The 25289-nt window shown below is 71.5% G+C and carries 19 protein-coding genes; 8 read left to right on the top strand and 11 right to left on the bottom strand.

Translation table 11 applies throughout. The features are described 5' to 3' along the window. Window positions 1-72 precede the first annotated feature (72 nt). Window positions 73-609 (bottom strand): hypothetical protein, encoded by a 537-nt coding sequence (locus tag D7147_RS27375; protein ID WP_147437455.1) that lies wholly within the window; start codon window positions 607-609, stop codon window positions 73-75. Between the two features lie 106 nt (window positions 610-715). On the opposite strand from D7147_RS27375, the gene D7147_RS27370 reads away from it, so the two are divergent. The 3 genes from D7147_RS27370 (at window position 716) to D7147_RS27360 (ending at window position 5015) form a co-directional block, all read left to right on the top strand. After that, complete coding sequence (locus D7147_RS27370) at window positions 716-1366, top strand: M23 family metallopeptidase (protein ID WP_120682821.1); 651 nt, start codon at window positions 716-718, stop codon at window positions 1364-1366. 90 nt (window positions 1367-1456) lie between these two features. After that, entirely contained in the window at window positions 1457-3886 is a 2430-nt protein-coding gene (locus D7147_RS27365) for a putative Ig domain-containing protein (protein WP_199734282.1), read from the top strand. A 106-nt stretch (window positions 3887-3992) separates the two neighbouring features. Beyond that, the gene (locus tag D7147_RS27360) at window positions 3993-5015 is read left to right on the top strand and encodes a DUF4331 family protein (protein ID WP_120682819.1); all 1023 of its coding nucleotides are present in this window, start codon (window positions 3993-3995) and stop codon (window positions 5013-5015) included. A 57-nt stretch (window positions 5016-5072) separates the two neighbouring features. Here the strand turns inward: D7147_RS27360 and D7147_RS27355 are convergent, their stop codons facing one another. Continuing rightward, window positions 5073-6452 carry a CBM96 family carbohydrate-binding protein gene (locus D7147_RS27355; protein WP_120682708.1) on the bottom strand — a complete coding sequence of 460 codons (1380 nt, stop codon included), beginning with the start codon at window positions 6450-6452 and terminating at the stop codon, window positions 5073-5075. A gap of 227 nt (window positions 6453-6679) precedes the next feature. Between D7147_RS27355 and D7147_RS27350 the strand changes: the two genes are divergently transcribed. Both D7147_RS27350 and D7147_RS27345 read left to right on the top strand, forming a co-directional pair. Then, window positions 6680-8017 (top strand): MFS transporter, encoded by a 1338-nt coding sequence (locus D7147_RS27350; protein WP_120682706.1) that lies wholly within the window; start codon window positions 6680-6682, stop codon window positions 8015-8017. Next, entirely contained in the window at window positions 8017-9009 is a 993-nt protein-coding gene (locus D7147_RS27345; protein ID WP_120682704.1) for a TolB family protein, read from the top strand. The genes D7147_RS27350 and D7147_RS27345 overlap by 1 nt, the downstream gene beginning before the upstream one ends. Window positions 9010-9179: 170 nt before the next feature. Here D7147_RS27345 and D7147_RS32205 read toward each other — a convergent pair whose 3' ends face one another. From D7147_RS32205 to D7147_RS27320, 5 genes are all read right to left on the bottom strand, one after another. Then, window positions 9180-11639, bottom strand: coding sequence for a CehA/McbA family metallohydrolase (locus tag D7147_RS32205; protein ID WP_158609399.1), 2460 nt, complete (start codon window positions 11637-11639; stop codon window positions 9180-9182). Between the two features lie 310 nt (window positions 11640-11949). Continuing rightward, complete coding sequence (locus D7147_RS27335; RefSeq protein ID WP_120682700.1) at window positions 11950-13557, bottom strand: ABC-F family ATP-binding cassette domain-containing protein; 1608 nt, start codon at window positions 13555-13557, stop codon at window positions 11950-11952. Between the two features lie 643 nt (window positions 13558-14200). Next, window positions 14201-16594, bottom strand: coding sequence for an ATP-binding cassette domain-containing protein (locus D7147_RS27330; RefSeq protein ID WP_120682698.1), 2394 nt, complete (start codon window positions 16592-16594; stop codon window positions 14201-14203). Window positions 16595-16759: 165 nt separating this feature from the next. Then, a complete protein-coding gene (locus tag D7147_RS27325; protein ID WP_120682696.1) occupies window positions 16760-17170 on the bottom strand; it encodes a VOC family protein in 411 nt (136 codons plus the stop codon). A gap of 5 nt (window positions 17171-17175) precedes the next feature. Continuing rightward, window positions 17176-17625, bottom strand: a complete 450-nt coding sequence (locus D7147_RS27320; protein ID WP_120682694.1) for a helix-turn-helix transcriptional regulator — start codon at window positions 17623-17625, stop codon at window positions 17176-17178. Window positions 17626-17760: 135 nt separating this feature from the next. Between D7147_RS27320 and D7147_RS27315 the strand changes: the two genes are divergently transcribed. Next, window positions 17761-18327 (top strand): cysteine hydrolase family protein, encoded by a 567-nt coding sequence (locus D7147_RS27315; protein WP_120682692.1) that lies wholly within the window; start codon window positions 17761-17763, stop codon window positions 18325-18327. A gap of 142 nt (window positions 18328-18469) precedes the next feature. On the opposite strand, the gene D7147_RS27310 is transcribed toward D7147_RS27315, so the two are convergent. Then, window positions 18470-19348, bottom strand: coding sequence for an alpha/beta fold hydrolase (locus D7147_RS27310; protein ID WP_120682690.1), 879 nt, complete (start codon window positions 19346-19348; stop codon window positions 18470-18472). 114 nt (window positions 19349-19462) lie between these two features. Further along, a complete protein-coding gene (locus D7147_RS27305) occupies window positions 19463-20416 on the bottom strand; it encodes an RNA polymerase sigma factor (RefSeq protein ID WP_120682817.1) in 954 nt (317 codons plus the stop codon). Between the two features lie 240 nt (window positions 20417-20656). Here D7147_RS27305 and D7147_RS27300 point away from each other — a divergent pair, with 240 nt between their 5' ends. Together D7147_RS27300 and D7147_RS27295 are read left to right on the top strand one after the other, a co-directional pair. Continuing rightward, entirely contained in the window at window positions 20657-20947 is a 291-nt protein-coding gene (locus D7147_RS27300; RefSeq protein WP_120682688.1) for a hypothetical protein, read from the top strand. A 280-nt stretch (window positions 20948-21227) separates the two neighbouring features. Then, complete coding sequence (locus D7147_RS27295; protein WP_120682686.1) at window positions 21228-22724, top strand: CehA/McbA family metallohydrolase domain-containing protein; 1497 nt, start codon at window positions 21228-21230, stop codon at window positions 22722-22724. A 487-nt stretch (window positions 22725-23211) separates the two neighbouring features. On the opposite strand, the gene D7147_RS27290 is transcribed toward D7147_RS27295, so the two are convergent. Both D7147_RS27290 and D7147_RS27285 read right to left on the bottom strand, forming a co-directional pair. Continuing rightward, window positions 23212-23499 carry a DUF1905 domain-containing protein gene (locus tag D7147_RS27290; RefSeq protein WP_120682684.1) on the bottom strand — a complete coding sequence of 96 codons (288 nt, stop codon included), beginning with the start codon at window positions 23497-23499 and terminating at the stop codon, window positions 23212-23214. Between the two features lie 71 nt (window positions 23500-23570). Further along, entirely contained in the window at window positions 23571-25124 is a 1554-nt protein-coding gene (locus tag D7147_RS27285; RefSeq protein WP_120682682.1) for an alkaline phosphatase D family protein, read from the bottom strand. Between the last annotated feature and the right edge of the window lie 165 nt (window positions 25125-25289).

The raw sequence follows: 25289 nt of genomic DNA, 5'->3' as shown, positions 1-25289 counted from the left end.
GAACGAATCCCCGCCTTGCCGGAGCGCCGCCTGGACTCCGCCTCGGCTCGACCGAGGACTTCGACACACGCCCTATCCGCAACTGTCGCGGGCGTCGGCCACGAACGTGTCCCGCGACACGATCCGCGGCTCGCCGAACTCGACCGCCGTCAGGACCTCGTCCGGGCCGAGCCGGTCGAGGTCGGCGATGGTGAAGGTGATCGACACGGCGTCGTCGACGCCGGTGCTGCCGCCGAGCCCGTAGCCGACTCCGGGTTCGAGCGCGGCGAGCTGCTCGTAGCGGGTCGTCTCACCCGCCTCCGGGGCGGGCGTCTCGCGGGTGTCGTCGAGTCGCCAGCCGGCCGGCGGCTCGCCGAGCAGCGGGACCTCCACGATCTCGCTCGCCGGCGCGCCGCTGACGTGCCAGCGGACGAACGACCAGGTTCCCGGGGTGCCGGTGGTCCGCTCGTAGACGCTGACCTGGGCGAGACCGTCGCCGCACGTGACGAGGACGCCCACCGGCCGACCCTGCTGCACGCTCAGGGCGAGCAGTGGCTTGTCGGGTGGGGTGCAGGCGCTCAGGAGACCGAGCAGCAGCACCAGAACTCCGGGGATCGTCATTCGCCGCACGGCCTCAGCCTGCCGGCGTCCCGTCACGTGTCGGTACCGTCGCGATCACGATCCGTCGCCTCCGGCGGTGGCGTACCGAGTCGGCGCGCTCTTGCCGGCGTCTGCCATGCTTCGTCCGGTGACGACCGGCAGCCCCCGCAGACGCCACACCCACCGCCGTCCCCGCGGCCGTACCACCCGGATCGTGCTCGCGCTCGTCGCGGCGGCGGCCGTCGTGGCGGTCGCCGCGCTGGTCGTGCCGATGCTGCTGCCGCCGGGGCCGCGCCCGCCGTTCCAACTTCCGGTCGCCTGCGGCGAGACGTGGCAGCTCGGCACCTATCCGGGCCACGACGACTACGACGTCGACCTCTTCCCCATCGAGGGGGAGGCGTGGGGTCGGCCGGTGCTCGCCGCCGCCGCGGGCACGGTCACCGTCGCCGGGATCAACGGTTCGCTCGGCGGTCGTACGCCGGAGAACCCGGAGGGCCCGCGCGGACGCGGCGGCGGCTACTGGGTGAAGATCGACCATGGCGGCCGGTGGGAGACGCAGTACCTCCACATGCTGGAGCCGCCTTTGGTGCAGGAGGGCCAGCGGGTCCGCCAGGGCGAGCAGATCGGGCGGCTCGGCAGCACCGGAAACTCCGGAGCGCCGCACCTGCACTTCGAGCAGCGTCGGGGCTGGGAGAAGGTCGAGACGTGGTTCGACGGCTCGCCCTCCGGCATCACGCACGACGACCGGGAGTACACGGTTCGCCGTACCAGCAACAACTGTGACTGATGGTGAAAGACGTGCGTTTAAGCCCTTTCATCCTGTTTGTCCGCTTCTCCGCCTATAGTCGTCATCAGTCGACCGAGAGCGGGAGTGGGGATGCGGTTCTTGCGCCGACCGGTGGCCCTGCTCCTGACGGCCGCGCTGACCCTGGGCGGCCTACTGGTCACCTCCGGTCCGGCGGCAGCGGCCGGGTCCACCCTCTTCGACCAGCCGTTCCACGACAACACGGTGACCGGGCTCGGGCCGGTCGCCGTGCCGGGGGTGCCGCCCGGCGTGACCGCCAACGCCGCCTGCCTGACCGCGGCCGGTAACAGCACCACCGGTCCGCTGCGCAGCTGCCCCACCAACACCGATCCGCAGGGCTCCGGAAAGCTGCGGCTGACTCCGGCGACGACCTCCCGCGAGGGTGGGGTGTTCGGCGCGGCGAGCGTGCCGACCTCGCAGGGCCTGCACGTGCGGTTCAACACCTACCAGTACGGCGGCAGCACCCCCGGCGCCGACGGCCTGGCGTTCGTGCTGGCCGCCGTCGACCTGGCCAACCCGCTCGCACCGGCGGCCATCGGCCAGCCCGGGGGATCACTCGGCTACTCGGCCGCGTTCAGCGGCACCACCGTCGGCCTCTCGAACGGATACCTCGGCATCGGCCTGGACGTCTTCGGGAACTTCAGCAACAGCGTCTACCAGGGCACCGGCTGCACCAATCCGCCGTACATCTCCACCACCGGCGGGCGGGTGCCGGGCCAGGTGGTGATCCGCGGGCCGGGGCGAAACGGCGTCGGCTACTGCGCGATCAACAGCACCGCCACCACGACCTCCTCGCCGGCGATCCCGTTGCGGGCGAGCACCCGGGCGGCCTCCGTCGTGCCGGTGGAGGTGGTCGCCAACACCACCACGTCGTCGTACACGACCGACACCGGCATCACCGTCCCCGCCGGACAGTACGCGGTGCGCTTCACACCGGTCGGTGGGACGGCCCGGACGCTGACCGGCGGGCTGCCGGTGGTGTCGACGAGCCTGTACCCGTCACCGACCTGGCTCAACGCCAGTGGCTACCCGCGCCAGCTCGCCTTCGGCTGGGTGGGCTCCACCGGCGCGGTCACCGACTTCCACGAGGTGGACAACACCCGGGCGGTCAGCTTCAACCAGGTGCCCGACCTGAACGTGAGCCAGACCAGCGCGGTGACGGCGAATCCGCAACCGGGTGACCCGGTCAGCTACACGGTCACCGCCGGCGTCGACCCCGGCGCGACCGAGACCGTACCGATCTCGGTCACCCAGACCGTACCGGCCGGTGTGACGCCGCTCGGTGCGTACGGGACCGGCTGGGCCTGCGGCGCGCCGTCGGGTCGGAGCATCACCTGCACCAGCGGAAGCGGCCCGTTCCTCGGCGGCACCACGCTGCCGCCCATCACCGTCGTGGCGGCCGTCACCGGGGCCGGGGTGACTCCGGCGCTCATCCAGACGGCGACCGTGGCGACCTCCTCGTCGGTCGACGCGAACCCCGGCTACTCGTCCAGCACCACGCCGGTGGCCCCGCTGCCGGCACCCGCCGGCGTCACCGTCACGCCGGCGCAGAGCGCGCTCAACGGTGGCATCGCGGTGGTGGTGGGCGGTACGAACCTCACCGGCGCGACCGCCATCCTCGTCGGCACGTCCGCCGAGCAGGCGGCCGGCACCGCCGTGGTGCTGCTGCCGTGCGCCTCCGGTCCGGCTGCCGGGTGCTTCACCACGGCGGCCGACGGCACCCTCCGCATCTCGTCCATGCCGGCCCGGTCCGGCGCGGCGACGGTCAACGTCACGGTCGTCACCCGCGGCGTCGCCGGCTCGGCGAGCTTCCGCTACGCCGCCACGCCCAGCTTCACCTTCGGCACCCCGCCGCGCGGCAAGGCGTACCAGCCGTACGCGTTCGAGCTGACGGCGACTGGCGGGGTGAGCCCGTACGTCTGGTCGGTGAGTGCCGGATCGCTGCCGCCCGGGCTCTCGCTCGCCCCGAGCACCGGGCTGCTCTCCGGCACGCCGACCACGGCCGGGACCTTCTCGTTCACCGGCCGGTTGACCGACGCGCTCGCCCAGTCGATCACCCGGCCGGTGAGTCTGGTGATCGATCCGCTGACCGGGCTGACGATCAGTGTGCCGGTGTCGGCGACGCTCGGTGCCGGCTTTCCGGGCCAGACGCTGAGGGATCAGCTCGGGCCGGTGCGGGTGACGGACGACAGGGGTCCGGCCTCCGGCACCTGGACGGTGACCGTCAGCGTCACGAACTTCGTGACCGGCGGAGGCTCCGCCCCCGAGACCATCCCGCGCGGACAGGCCTCGTACGCCTCGGGGCCCGCGCTCGCCACCACCGGGGTGGGCACCTTCCTGCCGCAACCGGGCGTGACCCTGGACGTGCCGCGGACGGCCGCCGGTTGGTCGGGCGCGGCGAGCGGCAACTCGGCCACCTGGAACCCCACGGTGTCGGTGGCGGTTCCGCCGCAGGCCGTGGTCGGCGATTACCGTGCGACGCTCACCCACTCGGTCTTCTGAGCGCGTCCCGGGTGCTCGGCTACTTCGGCCAATCGTCCCGACCGACCGGCGGGCCGTCGGTATGTTCGTAAATGCCCGATTAGTGGACCCCGGCCGGAGTGTGATCATGTCGCACCATCTCGACACCCCGCTCGCCGCGCAGAGCGGTCAGCTCTACCTGAACGACCTGTACGTCTTCGACGGGGAACGCGGCACGGTCTTCGTCATGGACGTCAACAGCTCGGTCACCGGGGCCGACATCAAGACGGGCTTCCACGCCGAGGGGCGGTACGAGTTCAAGGTCCACTTCAACGGCGGCGAGCTCGAGGAGCTGACCTACCGGGTGGCCTTCGGCGAACTCGACGGGGCGGGAAAGCAGAAGCTGACGGTGCACGCGCTCACCGCGGAGGAGGCGCGCGACGACGCCGCCACCGGGGTCCTGCGCGCCGAGGGCCGGACCGGCGAGGTCGTCCAGGGCGAACATGTGCGCGTCTGGGCGGGCCGGATCGTCGACCCGTTCTACATCGACCTCGACCAGCTCGCTACGGTGAACGACGCGTTCAAGAACGGCGCCAAGCTGGACCGGTCGGCGTGGCGGCCGGAGAACGCGAAGAACACCTTCGCCGGCACCACCGTCGACTCGATCGTCCTGGAGATGTCCCGCGACGAACCGATGCTGCCCGACGGCACGCAGATCGGTGTCTGGTGCCGCACGATGCTCGCCACGGACGCCGGTGGCTGGCGCCAGATCAACCGGGCCGGTCACCCCATGATGTGGCCGATCTTCTGGCCCACCGACACCGACTTCTCCAACCCGGCCAACGTCCGGCACCCCTGCGACGACCTGCGCGCCGACGGAGCGGAGATCGCCTCGACGGTGGCCCGGGTCGTAGCGGCGAACGCGACCGCGCCCGACCCGCAGGCGTACGGCTGGAGCGTGGCCCGGGAGGTCTACCCGGACCTGCTGTCGTACCAGATCGGCACCACGGCGAACTACGGCTTCGCGAGACGCAACGGGCGGACCATGGCGGACAACGCGCCCGAGGTCATGTTCTCCATGGTGCTGAACACCGGAATTACCTCCGGACTCGGCGCCGACGCGGCCCAGCAGGCCAGATCCGACACGTTCCCCTACGTCATGCCCGCCTGAACCGGCCCACCGGCGCGGCCACCGCTCGGGTGACCGCGCCGGCGGATGCGGGGCGCGTCAGTGGCAGGAACCGGTGCCGCTGTCGCTGTAGCTCTGCCCGGCGACCGGCACGAACTGCCAGTCGTAGCTGTTGGCGTGCAGCGTGAACTTCAGCACGCCGTACGCCGAGCTGTTGCGCGCCTCGCTGTTCGGCTGGATGGTGCCGAAGCTGTAGTGGCCGGCACCGCCCATCCCGGCGACGAAGCTGCGCAGCCCCCGGCCGGCGTCGTACCCGCCGTTCGGGTTCATCGGCGCGAACCGCTCGTACACGTGGTTGTGACCCCAGACCACGACGTCGGCGTTGTTGTCGTACAGCGCCTGGTAGAGCGGACGCGTCGAGGTCGACGGCGCGTGGTTGGAGCTCGACGTGTAGAGCGGGTGGTGCCAGTACGCCAGCGTGCACGGCTTGGTGCTGGCGGCCAGGTCCGCCCGCAGCCACTGCTCCTGCGCCGAGCCCGCCGACATGCTGATGTTCGAGTTCAACGACACCACGTGCCAGTTGCCGAGGTCGTACGAGTAGTAGCCCCGCCCGCTCGGGCCGGCCTGCGAGCCGAAGTAGTTGTAGTAGCCGGTCGCGCCCGAGGTGTTGTAGTCGTGGTTGCCGGGCGACGGCCGGGTACGCGACTTGTGCCGGCCCCAGGTGGGCGCGTAGTAGGAGTTGAACTCGGAGGCGGTGCCGTTGCTGTAGACGTTGTCACCGGTGGTGAAGACCGTGCCGGAGATGTTGTCGAGCAGCGCCGCGGTCGCGGTGTCGCCGGAGCCCGAGTCGGAGATGTCACCGACACCGACGAGCACCGGGTCGCCCGAGGGCGGCGGCGGCGTGGTGCCGGTGGTGATCACCAGCTGCGGCGCGTCCGCACCGCTCTCGCGGGAGTCGTAGTACGCCCCGTCCGTGTTGGACGAGGTCGCGCCGAAGCTGAACGTGCCATTGCCCCGGACGTGGGACGTCACGTCGACCTCGTACCAGCCGTTGGCGCTGACCGAGCCGATCGAGCCCAGCGTCGCGCCGTCGATGCTCGGCTGGTTGGCCCAGGTCGTGCCCGTCTCCGACCAGGTCGTGTTCGACATGGCCCGGAACGTGCCGCCGGCGCTGCTGCCGTCGTTACCGCTGATCGTGCGCAGCCGCAGCTTGGCGCTGGTGACGGTGCCGCTGACCCCACTCACGGTGAAGCGCAGGAACATCCGCCGCACGGGCGAGTTGTCGACCACGAGCTGCGTCGACGTTCCGTAGTTGGTGGACGTGGTGTCGTTCTGGACGTACGTGTCGGCGACCGGCTTGAACGTGGCCGTGGCCGCCGAGGCCGAGGTGCCGCCGGTCATGACGACGGCGGCGGTGGCGGCGACCAGCACCGCGACCGTCCCCATCGTCACCGACGGACGGGAAAGGCGAATGCCCATCCAGAGCCTCCCTCTCGAGGGTCGGGGGTTGAAGCGGATGGAATGTAGGTAGGTCGATGGGCCGATCTCTGACCGGCGGGTGAACAACTCATCCGTGGAGGCGAACACCTCGCTGTTGCGCCGATGTTCACCACGTGCACGTCCCCCCGGCACCGCCGGTCCGTTGTGGCCGGTCGGCGGCGGCCGCACGATAGGCGACCGTCAGTCGCGATCCGAAGGGGACGCCCGTGTACCTGTCGACCGTCTCCCGGCCGCAGACCGATCCGCCCGAGGCGGGCAGCGGTCGATCCGGCCGCCGGATCGCCCTGGTCAGCGGCAACGTCGTCGCCCTCGGGACGGTCAGCCTGATCACCGACGTCTCCGCCGAGATGGTCACCGCGGTCCTGCCGCTGTACCTGGTGCTGGGGCTGCAGCTCAGCCCGCTGGCCTTCGGAGTCGTCGACGGCGTCTACGCCGGCGCCACCGCGCTGCTGCGGGTGGTCGGTGGCTTCCTCGCCGACCGGATCCGGCGACCCAAACTCGTAGCCGGGTTCGGGTACGCGCTCTCCGCGGTCGCGAAGCTCGGCCTGCTCCTCGCCGGCCGGTCCGTGCCGTTGATCGGCGCGGTCGTCGCGGTCGACCGGCTCGGCAAGGGCGTACGGAGCGCGCCTCGGGACGCGCTCATCACGGCGTCGACCCCACCGGAGTCGCTGGGCCGGGCGTTCGGCGTGCACCGGACGATGGACGCCGTCGGCGCGTTCCTCGGCCCCCTCGTCGCCATGGCCGTGCTGCTCGCCGTCGGCCGGTCGTACGACGCGGTCTTCGTGACCAGCTTCTGCATCGCCGCGCTGGGCGTCGTCGTCCTCGTCCTCTTCGTCCGCGAACGGGACACGCGGACGGTGGACGCCGCGGCCGTCGACGCGTCCCGCGGCACCGGGCCGGGAACCGACGCCACGGCGGACGACCCGGACGGGAACAAGCCCGGCGTCCGCGAGGTGTTCGGACTGCTGCGGGACCGGCCGGCCCGACGGCTCGTGGTGGCCGCCGCGCTGCTCGGGCTGGCCACCGTCGGGGACGGCTTCGTCTACCTGTTGCTGCAACGCCGGGAGAACGTGGACCTCACCTGGTTCCCGCTGCTGGCGGTCGGCACCAGCCTGGTGTACCTGCTGCTCGCGACCCCGATCGGCCTGCTCGCCGACCGGATCGGACGGCTCCCGGTGGTGCTGGGCGGGTACGCCGCGCTCGGCGTCACCTACCTCCTGCTCGCGGGTCCGGTCACCGGCTGGCCCCTGCTCGTGCTGGCCCTGGCCCTCTACGGCACCTTCTACGCGGCCACCGACGGCGTACTCATCGCGCTCGCCGGCCCCGTGCTGCCGCCGCGACTGCGCACCACCGGAATCGCGCTCGTCCAGACCGGGCAGGCGCTCGCCTACCTCGTCTCGTCCGTCCTCTTCGGTCTCGCCTGGCAAGCCTGGGGACCGGAGAACGCCATCCGGGTCGCCGCCGTGGCCGTCGCGGCCGTCCTCCTGCTCACCGTGCTCATGCTCGCCCCCGCATACCGTCCCGTCCCCCGGAAGGTTTCCTGATGACCGCGATCTCGACCCGAGCGAAGATCGGTGTGGCCGTCGGCTCGGCAGTGCTGCTGGGTGTCGTGGCGACGGGCTACGCGGTCCTCGCGACCGAGCCGGCCGCGTCACCGGCCGCCACCGCCGGGGCGGACACCGGCCCGGTCACCCTGGAGCCTGGGCAGCCGCGCCTGCTCACCATCACCGACCGGCACGTCGCCTCGGTCGCCGCCACGGACCCGGGCGGCGCGCGTACCGTCTCCGACCTGGAGTGCCTGCGGGTGTACGCAGCCGCCGGCACCGGAGTCTGCCTCGGGCCGGAGAACGCCTGGTCGTACCGGGTCGTCGTACTCGACTCGGCGCTGCGCCAGCAGCGCTCGGTCGCCATCCCCGGCCTGCCCAACCGGGCCCGGGTCTCCGCCTCCGGCCGGATGATCTCCTGGACGACCTTCGTGGGCGGCGACTCCTACACGGCCAGCGGCTTCTCCACCCGCACCGGAATCCTCGACACCCGCAGCGGCAGCACGGTCATGTCGTTGGAGGAGTTCGCGGTGACCCGCGACGGGAAGGCGTACCGCAGCGCCGACGTCAACTACTGGGGTGTCACCTTCACCGCCGACGACAACGTCTTCTACGCGACGATGTCGACCGGCGGGAAGCGGTACCTCGTCCGGGGCGACCTCGCCGCGCGGAAGGTCGAGACGCTGAAGGAGAACGTCGAGTGCCCGTCGCTCTCACCCGACGGCACCCGGCTCGCGTTCAAGGAGGCGATCGACGCCGACCCGCAGCAGGGCTGGCGGCTGTCGGTGCTCGACCTGGCCACCATGCGGGTGACGCCGACCGCCGAGACCCGGAGCGTGGACGACCAGGCGGCCTGGCTGGACGGCGCGACGCTCGCCTACACCCTCCGCCAGGACGACGGTCGCCCCGATGTCTTCGCGGTGCCGGCCGACGGCACCGGCGCGCCCCGGCTGCTGGTGCCGAACGCCGAGTCCCCGTCGCCGCTGACCTGACGGGTTCCCGGGCCGGCGTCGCACGCCGGCCCGGGAGGCGCGTCGCGCACGCCGCCCCGGGCGACCAGGGTCTCGGCCGGCGACGGCGACCGGGTTGTGATCGACGCGGACCCGGGTCGAGGGCGGCCGGGGCGGCCGGCGGGCACGCCGACCGCCCCGAGCGGATCGGCTCAGCCCTGCCGAACCAGGTAGATCTCCTGGGTCCGGTCGCGCTGGCTGCGGGTGGCCCGGCGGTCGCTGGTGAAGACGACGACTCCATCGTCCACCGCCGGCCAGGTGTTGTTCCCGAGGGTGCTCACCTGCAGCGGCGGCGTCCAGCCCGAGGAGTTGCGCCGCGAAGTGAAGACCTTCCAACGCCAGTCGACAGAGCGGGAGTCGTACCAGACCACCCGCACAGTGCCGTCCGGGTCGGCGGCGACCCGGGGCCGCTGGCTCATCGCGTTCGGGTCGAGCGCGACGGGTTCGGCCGCCGACCAGGTCACGCCGTCGGTGGAGCGGCTCGACCGCAGCGACAGGTTCACCCCGGAGGCCGAGAGCGCCTTGGTCTCCCAGACGACGACGTACGCCCCGTCGCGGTCCACCGCGACGCCCGGGTGCCGGTCGGCCGCGTCGTCGTTGCCGCTGACCCGTACGGGTGCGCCCCAGCTCTTGCCCTTGCCGGCCCGCACCGAGGCCATGATCTCCCAGTTGTCGGGGTTGGTGCCGCCGCTCGCGGGCTGTCCGGCGGGCGGCGTGTGACCGGTCCAGCCGGCGTCGGGGTCGAACCGGTTGTCCTGCCACGTCACGACGACCCGCTGGTCCTTCGTCACGGCGAGCGCGGGGAAGAGGGAGGCCGGGTGGATCGGCGACCGCGCGTCGGCGGCCGTGCCCGCGACGATCACCTTGCCGGCCGCGGAGACGTTGAACGGCTCGTGGTCGACGCCGACGACCTGGACGCGGACGTCGAACGTGCCCCCGCTGTTCTCCGCCCAGGCGACCACCGGGTGGCCGCCGAGGAGGGCGAGCGCGGGGTGCTCGGCCCGACCCTGCCCGGTCTTCAGCCGCTCGGCTGACCCGAAGCTCCGGCCGCCGTTCTGGCTGTGGCGCAGCCAGATGCCCGGCCGGTGCGGCTGCTCCTGGCCGCGGGCGTCCTGCCACACCACCCAGACGTCCTTGCCGGAGGCGACCACCCGGGGTGCGCGAGCCGTGCCGGAGTCCCCGGAGAGCACCACGGTCTTGTCGCTGTGCGGGTTGCCGTGCCGGTCGAGGCGGCGGTAGACCACCGACGTCCGGTGCTCCTCGTGCACCTCGGCGACGACGTGACTGACCTGCCCGTCGACGGCGACGTCGGCGAAGCCGGCGAACCCGCCCGGCTCGCCCACCGCCAGCTCGGCCCGGTCGTTCGTGCGGTTCGGCGCCGGGAGCGCGATCTCGGGGGCCGGCACGGCGGCCTGCTTCACCGAGACGAAGATCGGCGACGTGGCGGCGCGCAGCTGGTCGGGCAGGTTCGGGTCCGCCTCCCGGCCGGAGAGCTCACCCGGGGCCCGCACCTCGACCCGGTACCAGGTCTGGTCACCGGTCAGCGTGAGCGGAAGCTGCCAGCTCTGGTCGTCCTTCGTGGGCTCGTACGTGGCGATCGGCCCGGCCGAGCGACCCGGGGCGGCGTACACGAGCACCCGCGTGCCGACACCGGCCCTGACCCGCACCCGCAGGGCGGCCCGCTTCGGCAGGGAGCGACTCCTGACGATCACCTCGTCGCCGCCGATCGCCTCGAACCGGCCGTCGCCGTCGAGGTCGGCCTCGATGGTGGCGAACGCCCCACCAGTTCCGTACGTCAGCGTCGTCCGGCCGGCGCGCAGCGCGTCGAGGATGGCCCGGGTCGTCCGCTCCGCCGCGAAGACCCAGGTGGTGGGCTTGCCGGGGGCGCTGTTCGGGCGCAGCTCCTTGAAGTGGCTGTCGCTGGCCGCCACGCCCCCGAAGCGGAACCCGTGATTCCAGCGGTTCTCGGCGTACTCGATCTCGACGTCGGGGTTGCTGCTGGCGTTCCAGAGCTCGACGGCGTCGACGCCTTGGACGCTCGCATTGTCGTTCGGGCCGGCGGCCGGCGTGTACTCCCCGTCGTCCGGGTGGGCCACGGACCAGAACGCGTCCTGGGCATGGGTGTCCCAGATCGACTGCTGGACGTGGCGGAACGCGGCCGAGCCGGGCGGGTTGGCGCCGTCCACCACCGTGTCGACCGCCCCGAGGACCACCGAGTGCGGGGAGCCGTTCACCTCCTCACCGGTGAGCAGCAGCAGCTTCTCGGAGCGCCACAGCGGGTCCCAGTGCTGGTCGAAGGTGCGGTGATCGGTCAGCGGCAGGAAGGCCAGGCCGGCCGTCTCCGCGTAGCCGATCTGCTCGCTGACCGGGAGGTTGCCCGGGTCGCGCTGGTCCGACAGCTGGCGGGGCGCGCTGCCGTCCGACGAGTGGTCGTCGTGGACGTGGGTGTCACCCGGCAGCCAGACACCCTCCGGCCCGCCGTCCTTGCCGGGCTTGCGCTCGTCGGCCGCGGCCTCGTCGCCGGCCTCCGCCCACGCGGCGGCGCCGGGGAGCAGAGTTGCCGCGGTGACGGCGCCACCGATGGCGATGAACTTCCTGCGGTCTAGTTCCATGCGACCCTCATCTCGTACGAGCCCCAGGTCGGCGCGCGGGTGTCCCGACACGACTCGGCGGGCTCGGTCGTTCGATCGGTCGCGACGCTAGTCAGGCCGGTGGGCCCGTTGCGTGAATCGTCGGTGAAGCCGGGATGACCAGGAACGGATCTACCGCGCGGTTGTGTCCCTCGCCACGTCTACGAACCGGGCGAAGGGCGTCGAGCCCGGAGCCGGTTCTGCCTTCGCGAAGGAGGAGGCGGGTCGATGAGGACCCACCTCCTCGCTCGCTCGTCGAAGCGTGCTCGTCGAAGCGTGCTCCGCGGAGCGGTCAGGCCTCCAGGCCCCGGCGCTGATGCATCCGTCCGTTCTCGTCGAGCTCGACGACGGTGTCGACGCCGATCCGGTCGAGGAAGGCGAAGTCGTGGCTGACGATGAGGAGGGCGCCACGGTACGCGTCGAGGGCTTCCGCGAGTTGTTCGACGCTCGCGATGTCGAGGTTGTTCGTCGGCTCGTCCAGGATCAGCAGTTGGGCAGGCGGTTCGGCCAGGAGGAGCCGGGCGAGCGAGACCCGGAACCGCTCCCCGCCGGAGAGAGTGCGGACGGGCCGGTCCACGCTGTCACCCCGAAGGAGCAGCCTGGCGAGTTGGTTGCGGATGGTGCCGGCCGGCGTGCCCGGAGCGACGGCCTGCACGTTCTCCATCGCGCTGGCGTCGTCGTCGAGCCCGTCGAGGCGTTGCGGAAGGTACCCGACGAGGTCGGTGACGAGGCGACCGTGCGGCCGCCCGGGAGTCGGCTCGGCGCGCTGAACCAGTCGATCGATCAGGGTGGACTTCCCGGCGCCGTTCGCACCGATCAGCGCCACCCGCTCCGGGCCCTGGATCACGATGGTCCGGTTCTCGTCCGCCAACTCCACCAGGCGCCGTCCGCGCGGGACGTCCGGGTCGGGCAGGACGAGGTGGATGTGCTCCTCGTCGCGGACGCGCGCGTCCGCGACGTCGAGGGCGGCCTGCGCGGCCCGGACCTTGTCGTCGAGAGTGGAGCGCAGCGCTCCGGCGGATGCCTGGGCCTTGCTGGCGCGGTTGCCCGCGAGGATCTTCGGGATGCCGCCGTCCTTCTGGGTCTTCTTCGCCGTCCGTTCACGGCGGGCCAGCTTCGTCTCGGCTTCGATACGTTGCCGCTTCTCCACCTTGAGCGCCTGTTGAGCTGAGCGTGCGGTTTGTTGCGCGGCCGCCTGCTCCTGCTCCTGGTGTTCCTTCCACGCGCTGTACGGGCCGCCGAACGTCTCCAGGGTGCCTCCGTAGAGCTCGGTGGTGTGCTCCATGCGCTCCAGCAGCTCGAGGTCGTGGCTCACGACGACGAGCGTCCCGGGCCACTGGTCGACGAACTCGGCGAGCTTTCCGCGCGTGACGCGGTCGAGGTTGTTGGTGGGCTCGTCGAGCAGCGTTATCGGGGTGCGCCGGATTCGCAGCCCGGTGATCGCGATGAGCATGGCCTCTCCACCGGAGACTTCGGCGACCCGGCGGTCGAGGTCCGTGGCGGCGAACCCGATCTGATGCAGCGCCTCGTCGGCCCGGGCCTCGATGTCCCAGTCGTCGCCGATCGCATCGAAGTGCTGCTCGTCGGTGTCGCCGGCCTCGATGGCCTTGAGCGCGGCGAGGATCCCCTGAATGCCGAGCAGTTCGGCGACGGTGGTCTCCTGCCGCAGGGTGAGCGTCTGTGGCAGGTAGCCGACCTCACCGCTGGTCTCGATCCGGCCGGCGGTCGGCCGCAGGTTACCGGCGATGAGCCGGAGCAGGGTGGACTTGCCGGCGCCGTTGCGACCGATGAGCCCGGTCCGGCCGGTGCTGAAGGTGCCGGTGACGCCGGCGAGCGCGACGGTGCCGTCGGGCCACTCGAAGGTCAGATCCCGGAGAGTGACGGCGGACTTCGTAGACATGAGTGGTGGTTCCTCTTCCTCCCCGTCGACCGCCGGTAGGCGTGACGGGGATCGGTTCTCGTAGCCGTGGGTGGTGCAGCCAGCGGAGTTGGCGGAACTACCGACCACGGAGCCGGGTGCCGATGCGGCGAGAGAGTCGACGGGATGCCGAGGTGCCACCGTCCTGCGGCGAGGCGCCGCTACCCGGATGTCGGGCCGGAGGAGGTTGCGTACCTGGCAGGTCGAAGTCGCGCGTTCGCAGTTATGTACCCGAAACCAGGGTCGGTACGATGCGAACGTGCCGGCGAGACGCACGCGGCGGTGTCGACGCCCGAGAGGGGCGGACTCACACGCGGATGCGTGGGAAAAGATCGTTCACTGGCGTGGGCGAGGCCCACACGAGTGAAGCCACCGGCAGTTCGGTGGCTAGGCTCTGTCTACCTCAATCAGTCCCACGCTCACATTCTATCAGCCTCGGCGGCGGGTCCGAGGCGGCCGGCGGGGTGGCCTGGCGTCGCCCTGCCCCCCGCCGACGGCTGCCGGCGCCGCCGGCAGCCCCTCGGCGTCGAGGCGGATCGACGCGCGTCGCCGCCGACGCTCGAGCCGAGCACGCCTCGGCCCGGGTCGGGCGCGACCCGGGCCGAGGCGTGCTCGCGGGGCTCGATCAGCCGCCGACGTACGCGGCGAGGTGCTCGCCGGTAAGGGTGGAGCGGGCGGCGACGAGGTCGGCGGGGGTGCCCTCGAAGACGACCCGGCCACCGTCGTGGCCGGCGCCGGGGCCGAGGTCGATGAGCCAGTCCGCGTGGGCCATGACCGCCTGGTGGTGCTCGATGACGACAACCGACTTGCCGGCGTCGACGAGCCGGTCGAGCAGCCCGAGCAGCTGCTCGACGTCGGCGAGGTGCAGCCCGGTGGTCGGCTCGTCGAGGACGTAGACGCCGCCCTTCTCAGCCATGTGGGTGGCCAGCTTGAGCCGCTGCCGCTCGCCGCCGGAGAGCGTGGTGAGCGGCTGGCCGAGGGTCAGGTAGCCGAGCCCGACGTCGGTGAGCCGGCCGAGGATGGCGTGTGCGGCCGGCGTGCGGGCGTCGCCGGCGCCGAAGAACGCCTCGGCCTCGGTCACCGGCATCGCGAGCACCTCGCTGATGTCCCGGCCGCCGAACCGGTACTCCAGCACCGATGCCTGGAACCGCTTGCCCTCGCACTCCTCGCAGGTGGTGGCGACGCCGGCCATCATCCCGAGGTCGGTGTAGATGACGCCGGCGCCGTTGCAGGTGGGGCAGGCGCCCTCGGAGTTGGGGCTGAACAGCGCGGGCTTGACGCCGTTGGCCTTGGCGAACGCCTTACGGATCGGATCGAGCAGGCCGGTGTAGGTCGCCGGGTTGCTCCGTCGCGAGCCACGGATCGCGGTCTGGTCGACCGTGACCACCCCGTCCCGCCCGGACACCGAGCCGTGGATCAACGAACTCTTGCCCGAGCCCGCCACCCCGGTGATCACGACGAGCACGCCGAGCGGGATGTCGACGTCCACGTCCCGCAGGTTGTGGGTCCCGGCGCCGCGCACCTCCAGCACCCCGGCGGGCGTCCGCACCGTCTGCTTCAGGACGGCCCGGTCGTCCAGGTGCCGCCCGGTCAGCGTGCCGCTGGCCCGCAGGCCCTCGACGGTCCCCTCGAAGACCACCTCGCCGCCGGCCGTCCCCGCGCCGGGCCCGAGGTCGACGACGTGGTCGCCGATCGCGATCGTCTCGGGCTTGTGCTCCACCACCAGCACGGTGTTGCCCTTGTCGCGCAGCCGCAGCAGCAGGTCGTTCATCCGTTGGATGTCGTGCGGGTGCAGACCGATCGTCGGCTCGTCGAAGACGTAGGTCACGTCGGTGAGCGACGAGCCGAGGTGCCGGATCATCTTGGTGCGCTGGGCCTCGCCCCCGGAGAGGGTGCCCGCCGGACGGTCGAGCGACAGGTAGCCCAGGCCGATCTCCACGAACGAGTCGAGGAGGTTCTGCAGCCCCGTGAGCAGCGGGGCGACCGAGGGCTCGTCGAGGTTCCGGACCCAGCCGGCCAGGTCGTTGATCTGCATCGCGCAGACGTCGGCGATGCTCTTCCCCTCGATCTTCGACGAGCGGGCCTCCTTGCTCAGCCGGGTGCCGTCGCACTCGGGGCAGGTCGTGAAGGTCACGGCCCGCTCCACGAAGGCGCGGATGTGTGGCTGCAACGAGTCGACGTCCTTGGCGAGGAACGACTTCTGGATCTGCGGGATCAGCCCGGCGTAGGTCAGGTTGATGCCCTCTACCTTGATCTTGGTCGGCTCCCGGTAGAGCAGGTCGTGCAGCTCCTTCTTGGTGTACCTGCGGATCGGCTTGTCCGGGTCGAAGTAGCCGCAGCCGCGGAAGATGCGGCCGTACCAGCCCTCCATGCTGTAGCCGGGGATGGTGAGCGCGCCCTCGTTGAGGGACTTGCTGTCGTCGTACAGCTGGGTCAGGTCGATGTCGTTGACCGAGCCCATCCCCTCGCAGCGCGGGCACATCCCGCCCAGCCGGTGGAAGGTGGCCTTCTCGGTCTTCGTCCTGCCGACGCCGCGCTCCACGGTGATCGCACCGGTGGCCTTCACCGAGGGGACGTTGAAGGAGTACGCGTTGGGCGAGCCGATGTGCGGCTGCCCGAGCCGGCTGAAGAGGATCCGCAGCATCGCGTTGGCGTCGGTGGCGGTGCCGACCGTCGAGCGGGGGTTGGCGCCCATCCGCTCCTGGTCGACGATGATCGCCGTGGTCAGACCCTCCAGTACGTCGACCTCCGGCCGCGACAGCGTCGGCATGAAGCCCTGCACGAACGCGCTGTAGGTCTCGTTGATCATCCGCTGCGACTCGGCGGCGATGGTGCCGAACACCAGCGAGCTCTTCCCCGAGCCGGAGACGCCGGTGAAGACCGTCAGCCGGCGCTTGGGGATCTCGACGTTGACGTCCTTGAGGTTGTTCTCGCGCGCGCCCTGCACGCGGATCAGCTCGTGGCGGTCGGCAACGTGCGACGCGGGCGGCTGGGTGCCCGTCCTCGTGGCCTTGCTCATGGTGTCTCCCTCGGTCCGGCCGGGCCGCCCCCGCGCGCTGAGATCGGCCTGGCCTGCATCGATCTGATCGGTTCAGTGCAGTATGTCCGGCTTCACGGGGCCGGTGCATTCACCTTCGTGCCGGCGAACCGTCGCCGCCGGGTCGTGGCAACGGTCGCCGCCGGCTCAGCGCAGTTCGTTGATCCGGACCAGGTTGCCCGTCGGGTCGCGGAAGGCGCAGTCGCGGACACCGTACGGCTGCTCGGTCGGTTCCTGGACGACCTCGGCGCCGCTGGCCACCAGCCGCTCGAACACCCCGTCCAGATCGTCGCTGGCCAGCGTGACGGCGCCGTAGCTGCCCTTGGCGATCAGTTCGAGAATGGTACGACGTTCGTCGTCGGTGATGCCCGGGTCGGCGGCCGGCGGGTGCAGCACGATGGAGGTGCCCGGCTGCTTGACCGGACCGACGGTGATCCAGCGCATCCCGTCGTACCCGACGTCGTTGCGGACCTCGAAGCCGAGGGTGTCGCGGTAAAAGGCCAGCGCGGCGTCCGGGTCGGTCTGCGGGAGGAAGGCGTAGTGAATGCTGATGTCCATGGCGGTCAGGCTAGTTGCGCACCGCCGACCTGGGCTTCTCGAATCCTGATCGGTCTGGTCACCTGCTTCGACATGCACGACGGCATCTCCGGCGCCACGGCAGCCGACCGCGCCCGGTAGCTGCTCGGCGGCATCCCCACCAGCTCGGTGAAGCGCGTGCTGAAGGTGCCCAACGACGAGCAGCCGACCGCGAAACAGACCTCGGTGACGCTGAGGTCGCCACGCCGCAGCAGCGCCATGGCCCGCTCGATCCGCCGGGTCATCAGGTACGCGTACGGCGACTCGCCGTACGCGAGGCGGAACTGGCGGCTGAGGTGCCCGGCGGACATGTTCACCCCGCGGGCCAGCGCCTCGACGTTCAACGGCTGCGCGTACTCCCGATCGATCCGGTCGCGGACGCGACGCAGCCGGGCGAGGTCACGCAGGTGCTGCGCGAAGGCGGGATCGCTGCTCACCTGGGAAATCGTACGCGGCTTCCGGCCCTCGGGCCGGTCACGACGTGGGGCTGTCGGTGGTCGGGCGTACGGTGAGCGGCACGCGCCCGCCCACCGGATCCGACCACGGATTCGCGAGGAGAACCTGGAGCTGCCATGACGACCCTGCCCGACCGGCCGCACACCGCGCTGCTCGTGATCGACGTGCAGAACGGGGTGGTGGCCAACGCGCACGACCGTGACGGTGTGATCGCGAACATCAATGTCCTGCTCGACCGGGCCCGCGCCGAGGACGTGCCGGTGATCTGGGTGCAGCACTCCGACGAGGAGCTCGTGCGCGGCAGCGAGAGCTGGGCTTACGTGCCCGAGCTGGTCCAACGCGACGGCGAGCCGCTGGTCCACAAGAACTACGGCGACTCGTTCGAGGGCACCGACCTGGAGGCGCTGCTCGCCGAGCGGGGCGTGGGTCGGCTGGTCGTCACGGGCGCCGCGACCGATGCGTGTGTCCGGTCGACCCTGCACGGGGCCTTCGTCCGCGGCTACGACGTGACCCTGGTCGGCGACGCGCACACGACGGAGGACCTCAGCGCCTACGGCGCCCCGCCGCCGGCCCAGGTGATCGCGCACACGAACCTCTACTGGAAGTTCCAGAGCGCGCCGGGCCGTAGCGGCGGCACCGTCGACACGGCGGAGGTCGCCTTCGCGCCGGCCCCGGTGGCCTGAGCGCCCGAGCCGGCCCACCCGGCCTCCGTCTCGCCGGACGGTTCCATCGGCCATCGCGATCGGGCGTGGTCGGCGCGGTGAAGTCGTGGCCGGTCCCGGGAAGCGCGTCGCCCCCGGGGTGCCGGGGGCGACGCGCTGCGGGTCAGTGCCGCAGCAGCTGCGTCACAGCCCGGGTGAACTCCTCCGGCTGCTCGACGTGCGCGAAGTGCCCGCTCTGCTCCAGGACGGCCAGGTGCGAGCCCTTGATGCCCTCGTGCAGCAGCTCCGCCCAGCGTGGGCCGCAGATGAAGTCGTGCGAGCCGACGATGACCACGGTCGGCGCGGTGATCTCGCCGAGCCGGTCCCGTACGTCGAACGGCGTCGGATCCTGCGCCGAGGCCGGCTCGGCCCAGGCCCGGACGGCGGCCGCCAACGGGCCGAACTCCGCCCGGCGACCCCAGAAGTCCGCGAAGTAGACCGGAATGGCCTGCCGCAGGCCGTTGGTGAGCGACTCGTCGTCGGTGGCCGTGACGGCCTGCTGGAAGGCGGCCGGGATCGCGGCGGCCTCCGGGTTCCCCGGGTACCGCTGCGGGTAGGCGGTCAGCCCCTCCATGGCCAGGCCCCAGAACTCGGCGCCGGTCATCGGAGAGGTGTCGTACAACGCCAGACCGGCGACCCGTCCGGGGTGCTCCAGCGCGTACCGCTGCACCACGAAACCGCCGTGCGAGTGCCCGAGCAGGTGCACCCGCGGTACGCCGAGGTGCTCGACGACGGCGGCCAGGAACCGGACGTAGGTGTCCAGCCGGTAGTCGTCCGGGCTCGCCAGGCGCCCCGAGGCGCCGGTGCCGACCGGCTCGAGGTACACCATCGTGAAGTGCTCCTCCAGGCCCGGCGCGCGGAGGTACGCCCACTCGATGCCGGGGCCGCCGGAGTGCGCGACGCCGACCGGGCCGGTGCCCTCGACGTGGTAGACCTGCCGGACCCCATCGACGGTGAACTCGTGCCGCCCCTGGGTGAGCTTGGCGGAACTGGTGGAATTCATGACTCTCCCGATCGGTGGCCCGCCCGGCGGTGGTGCCGAGGCGGGCGTTCGTACTGGTACCGGGGACCAGATGCACCGGCGGGCGGGAAAGTTCGCTCGGCGGGGGAATCTTTTTCAGGCGACCGTGGAGCGCTGGTTCTGCCGCGCTGGGACCGGGTGGAACAGGGTCATCCGTCGTACCCGGCCCTCGTCCAGCACGTAGAGCCAGAGCGCCGCCGGCGGGCAGTGCTCCGGGTTGTCCGGTGGGCTGATCAGGTCGGTCTCCCAGATCAGCAGGTCGCGGCTGGCCACGACGCTGCGCAGATGCTGGCGTACCCCGTCGTTCAGGTCCTTGGTCATGCCGTGCACGGCGAAGCCGCGGTCGCCCCGCAGGCCGATCTCGGGCACGAGCATCTCGGCATCCGGCCACCAGTTGTCGCGTACCACGCGTTCCCACTCGCCGCGCATCGCCGCGGTCAGCATGTCGCGGCCCTCGCGCCACCGGGCGTCGGAGGTCACCTCCGTGTCGGCGTGCGCCGACTCGGCCGAGGCGCGCAGCCCGTCGGCGAGCTTCCGTCGGGCGTGGCTGAGCCGGCTGCGAACCGTCCCGACCGGCACGCCGCAGAGCGTCGCGATCTGCTCGTACGAGGAGGCGTCGCTGAAGTAGCGCAGGAGGACGACCAGCCGGTCGGGCTCGGAGAGCCCGTCGATCGCGTGCCACACCCAGTCGCGCAGCGCGCCGCGGTCCAGCGCCTCCTCGGGCGTGGGCGAGCCGGCGGGCGGGGCGAACCACTCCGGCTCGGCGACCGGCAGCGGCCGTGTCGCGCGCAGGATCATTCGGCAGTTGTTCCGGACGATCGTCCGCAGCCAGGCGCCGACCGCCGCCGGGTCGCGAACCTCACCGATCCGCCCCAGGGCGACCACTGTCGCGTCCTGCACCGCGTCCTCGGCGTCCGGGCCGTAGCCGAGCAGGCTCACGGCCACGGCCCGCATCTCCGCCTCGTGCCGGGCGAGCAGCAAACCGAGCGCCGCGGCATCACCTGCCTGCGCGAGCCGGACGAGTGCGTTGTCGTCTTCGGCGACGCTCATCGAGGTCTCCACCCCGTCCCCGTTCGCTCCGTCCTCGGTCCCACCCGCGAGCCCGTGAAGTATGCCCGGCCGGTTCGGCTTTACCCGGGTACGTGCCGGGGGAGTGTGTCCTTCCTCTCGGCCGGATCGCAGGCGAATACTTGCTCCCGCAAGCAAATTGGGTGAGGATCCCGGAGTCACCCATCGATGCACTGGAGGGTTGTTATGCGACGAAACGGAGCAAGGATCGGGACGGGTCTGGTGGCGTCCGCGATGATGGTCGTCGGGCTCGGCGTCGCGGCGTCGCCCGCCTCGGCCGCGCCGTCCGGTCTCACCTTCTACACCGCCAACTTCGGCACCGAGGTGGCACACGTCGACACTCCGACCGGGAAGTGCACTCCGCTTCCGGCGACCGCGGCGGCCCACGTCGGCTGGAGTGGCTTCAGCGACGTCGTCCTCTACCGCGCCGCCGACTGCACCGGGTACGCGACGAGCACCGGCACGCTGCGGACCTATGAGGCCGGGAAGTACCTGAGCTACCGCGCCTTCTGACGGCGACAGCGTCGACGGGCGGGATCCGCCCTGCCCGTCGACGTTCCCCGCCGACCGCTGCGAAACGGCCCTCCGTCCGACGTGACGTCCACGATGGAGGGAAGTTCTTCCACCGCCGCGCTGGTCGCCTCCCGGGCAGAGCCGCTGGTCGATGGTCCGGCTTAAGAGATCGACGCGATGCTGTTCACCGGAACCCCCTCTTGCGTACAACCCTGATTCAGCGCGCTTGTCGAGGCTGCCTCTCGACAGAGGTAACTGCTGGACCGAGGAGCGCTTCGTCTTGACGGACAAGGATCTGGAGCAGGCTGAGTCCCGGCTCTCGCGGCGGAAGCTGGTCAAGTACGCCGGTATCGGCGCGACGCTGGCCGCCGCCAGCCCGGTGGTGGGCTCCACCGCGGCCTTCGCCGACGAGGAGGAGGAGCGCGGCAAGAAGCCGGGCGACTCCCGCAACCGGGTGTGGCGGGCCGGCGACCACCACGTCCACTCCGAGTACAGCGGCGAGTTCGACACCTCGACGAACCCGCCCACCTTCCACAAGGGTGCCGACGCGGTCTACCCGATCGTGACCAACGCGATCATGGCCAAGAACTTCGGCCTGACCTGGGCGATGTGCACCGACCACGGTGGCCCCACGCACTCGAAGGTCAACCTGGAGCAGGCCTACCCCGACCTGCTGCTCTCCCGCAAACTGGTGCCGGAGGTGCTCCAGTTCTGGGGCATGGAGTTCGACACCCCGTCGCTCGACCACCACACGCTGATGATCCCGCGTCACGAGGACGAGGCGAAGCAGCTCTTCGAGCTGGAGAGCCGCTTCGCCAAGTTCGACGCCTTCCCCAACGACCCTGGCCGCGACACCGAGGCCAAGATGATCGAGTTCCTCAAGGTCGCCCGGGGCATGCCGCTCAAGCCGATCGTGATCGCGCACCACGCGTCCCGGTCCGCGCCGGGGCTCGGCGTGTACGGCCAGGACACCCCGCGCGAGTTCCGCAACGGCAACAACGTCGCGCCGGACGTCTACATCGGTTTCGAGGGCGCGCCCGGGCACCAGGCGGGGCCGCTCAACGGTGGGGCTCGGGGTGGCTACGGCAACTACCCGACCCATGGCGGCTTCGACCAGATGACCGCCCGCGTCGGTGGCCTCTGGGACTCGCTGCTCGGTGAGGGGCGGCGCTGGTGGATCACCGCCACCTCCGACTCGCACGTGCACTGGACGCGCGGTGGCTCCGACTTCTGGCCCGGCGAGTACAGCAAGACGCACGTGCTGGCCCGGCAGGACTACGGCGACATCATGGACGGCCTGCGCAGCGGCCGGATCTGGGTCGGCACCGGTGACCTGATCCGCAGCCTCGACCTCACCGCCGGCTCCCAGGGCCAGAAGGCCGAGATGGGCGAGACCATCACGGTGAGCCGCCGGAGCCGGCGGGACGTCGAGATCGAGATCCGGTTCCGCCCGCTCGACGGCGTGAACGCCCACGGCGACCGTCCGCAGGTCCGGCGGGTCGACCTCATCGTCGGCAAGATCACCGGCCCGAGCGCCGACGTGAACGCCGACACCAACCCGACGACCAAGGTCGTCGCCCGGTTCGGCCCCCGCGACTGGCGTCGGCAGGGTGCCGAGTACGTCATCCGGCACACCCTGCGCGACGTCGAGCAGGACATGTACGCCCGGGTGCGGGGGACCAGCACCGACGAGATGGAGCCGCTCGCCGACGGGCTGGAGAGCCCGTGGGACGACCTGTGGTTCTACTCGAACCCGGTCTTCGTCCGCGTCCGCTGACGCGACCGGTGCCGTCGGCCCCGTGCGCCCGGATGATTTCCCAGCGCACGGGGCCGACGGCCGTTCCGCTGCCTCATCTCATCCGGAGGTAGGCGCGCCGCGAGCGGCCGGCGTACCGGTTCCGGGCGGGCGGTCTTCGCAAGAGCGTTCATGCCACCGGCGGCGTCATCACGCAGGGCGACATCGGCCGCCCCTCCGGGCGTACCCTCTCGGACGCTTTGCTCTGCACCCTCATACGCGCCAGTTACCGAAGGTCACGGTTTCGGCCGGGGGGGGGGCAGGTGGCCCCGATGGAGAAGTGGCAGCTCAGCGGCGTGGTGCGTATCGGGGTGCAGAGCAAAGCGTCCGAAGTGGTGCTGGCCGCCGCCCGCGCATGGTGACGCTGGGTGTGCGCAGTGCCGGAACTACGCAGCGCAATCAGGAGCGGCCGAGCGTGCTCCGCCCGGCCGCCGCTACCCGGCCGCCGCTTCCCGCTCGCCGCGGTGACTCAGCCGTCCACGGTGAGCCGTACGGTCACCGTCTCACCCACCTCGAGCCCCTCGGCCTTGCGTACCGAGGTGCGCACCGGCACGAGGTAGCGCCCGTCCTTCGGGAACAGGGAGGTGGCCCAACTGGTCGTGCCGATGCGGGCGGTGACCGGGATCATGCCCCAGCCGTAGCTCACCGCCGAGGCCGTCGCGGCCAACTCGCGGCACTCCGGCACCGGCACGGTGACGAAGTGCCAGGGCGCCGGTCCCCGCCAGAACCAGATCTCGCCGCTGAACTCGAGCTCCATCGCCCCAGCCTAGGCGCGTGCGAAGGGAGCGCCCGGGCCGCCGGACGGACGGCGACCCGGGCGACCCCGGCTCACGCCTCGGTGGTGTCGACCTGGACTCCGGGGCGGCCGCTCTCCACGACGAAGCTGGCGCGGGTGGACACCGGCGCGCCCTGCTCGGTCACGAACGGCACGACTCGGTAGTCGGTACGCCACTGGCGGTGGTCCAGCTGGCACCGGACGTAGCCGCGCTTGGCGTTGTAGAACTTCATGTGCGGGTTGCTGGCGAGCCACTCGGTGCCGCGGCCGTCCATGTCGGCGCCGTCGCCGCCGGAGGTGATCGAGGTGCCGAGGAACTCGACGCCTACGGTCCGGGACGACTGGTCGTCGAAGTTCTGCTTCAGCTCCGCGACCATGCTGCAGTGGGCGTCTCCGGTGACGACGACCATGTTCTCGACCCGGCGTTCGACCACGCCGTCGAAGAGGCGCTGCCGGGCCGCCGGGTAGCCGCTCCAGTTGTCGTCGGAGAGCGTCTTGCCGGGGCCCGGGTCCCGGTCGGCCTCGGCGATGACGGTCTGGTTGCCGAGCACGTTCCAGCGGGCCCGCGAGGCGGACATGCCGTCGAGCAGCCACTTCTCCTGCGCGTTGCCGAGCATTGTCCGCGACGGGTCGTCCGAGCCGGTCGGCACCTGGTCGGAGCGGTACTGCCGACCGTCCAGGATGTTGAACTCGGCGAGGTTGCCGTACCTGAGCCGGCGGTAGAGCCGCATGTCCGGGCCGTGCGGGATGCTGATCCGGCGCAGCGGCATGTGCTCGTAGTACGCCTGGTAGGCGACCGCGCGGCGGCGGAGGAAGTCCTCCGGCGACTGCGCGGCATCCTCCGAGGTTCCGTCCGCGTAGTTGTTCTCCACCTCGTGGTCGTCCCAGGTGACCGCCCAGGGGAACCGGGCGTGCGCCAGCTGCAGGTCGGCGTCGGTCTTGTACTGCGAGTGGCGGATGCGGTAGTCCGCCAACGAGAAGATCTCGGTGGCGGGCAGGTGCGCGCGGCCGATGGTGCCGGCGGACGGGCCCTCGTAGATGTAGTCGCCCAGGTGCAGGACCAGGTCGAGGTCCTCCTCCGCCATGTGCCGGTAGGCCGTGAAGTAGCCGGCCGGCAGGTTCTGGCACGACACGAAGCCGAAGGAGAGCCGCCGCCGGTCCGCGCCGTACGCGGGCGCCGTGCGGGTCCGGCCGACCGGGCTCAGCTGATTGCCCACCCGGAACCGGTAGTAGTACTCCCGGTCCGGGCGCAGCCGGCTGACCTCGACGTGTACCGAATGGCCGAGCTCCGGCGTGGCCCGATCCGCGCCGGCGCGTACCACCCGGCGGAAGCGTTCGTCCTCGGCGACCTGCCAGGTGACCGGGACGACCCGTCGCGGCATGCCGCCGAGGCCGTCGACGGCGAGCGGGTCCGGCGCGAGCCGGGTCCAGAGGACCACCCCGTCGGGCAGTGGGTCACCGGAGGCGACGCCGAGCGTGAACGGATTGTCGGCGAACGACGGGTCGGCCCACGCCGGTGCGTCGGAGAAGCCGGCGATGGCGGCGGCCACCCCGGCTCCGGCGGCGCCGGTCAACCCGAGGAAGGCGCGCCGATGGAGATTGGGCATGCGACGGTCCCTTCAGGACTGTGAAGAAAACTATCGCGACCGATTCTCTTGACGAAGCTTGCTGCCAGATGGCGACGCGGGGACGGTCGGCGTACGTTTCGGCGCACATCGAGCCCGCCGGCCCGGCCGCCCGGCCCGACGCGCCCCCGAACGCGGCGGCGCGAG

Source organism: Micromonospora musae (assembly GCF_003626545.1).
Taxonomy (GTDB): Bacteria; Actinomycetota; Actinomycetes; order Mycobacteriales; family Micromonosporaceae; genus Micromonospora; species Micromonospora musae.
This window is presented reverse-complemented; position numbering and strand designations above follow the sequence as displayed.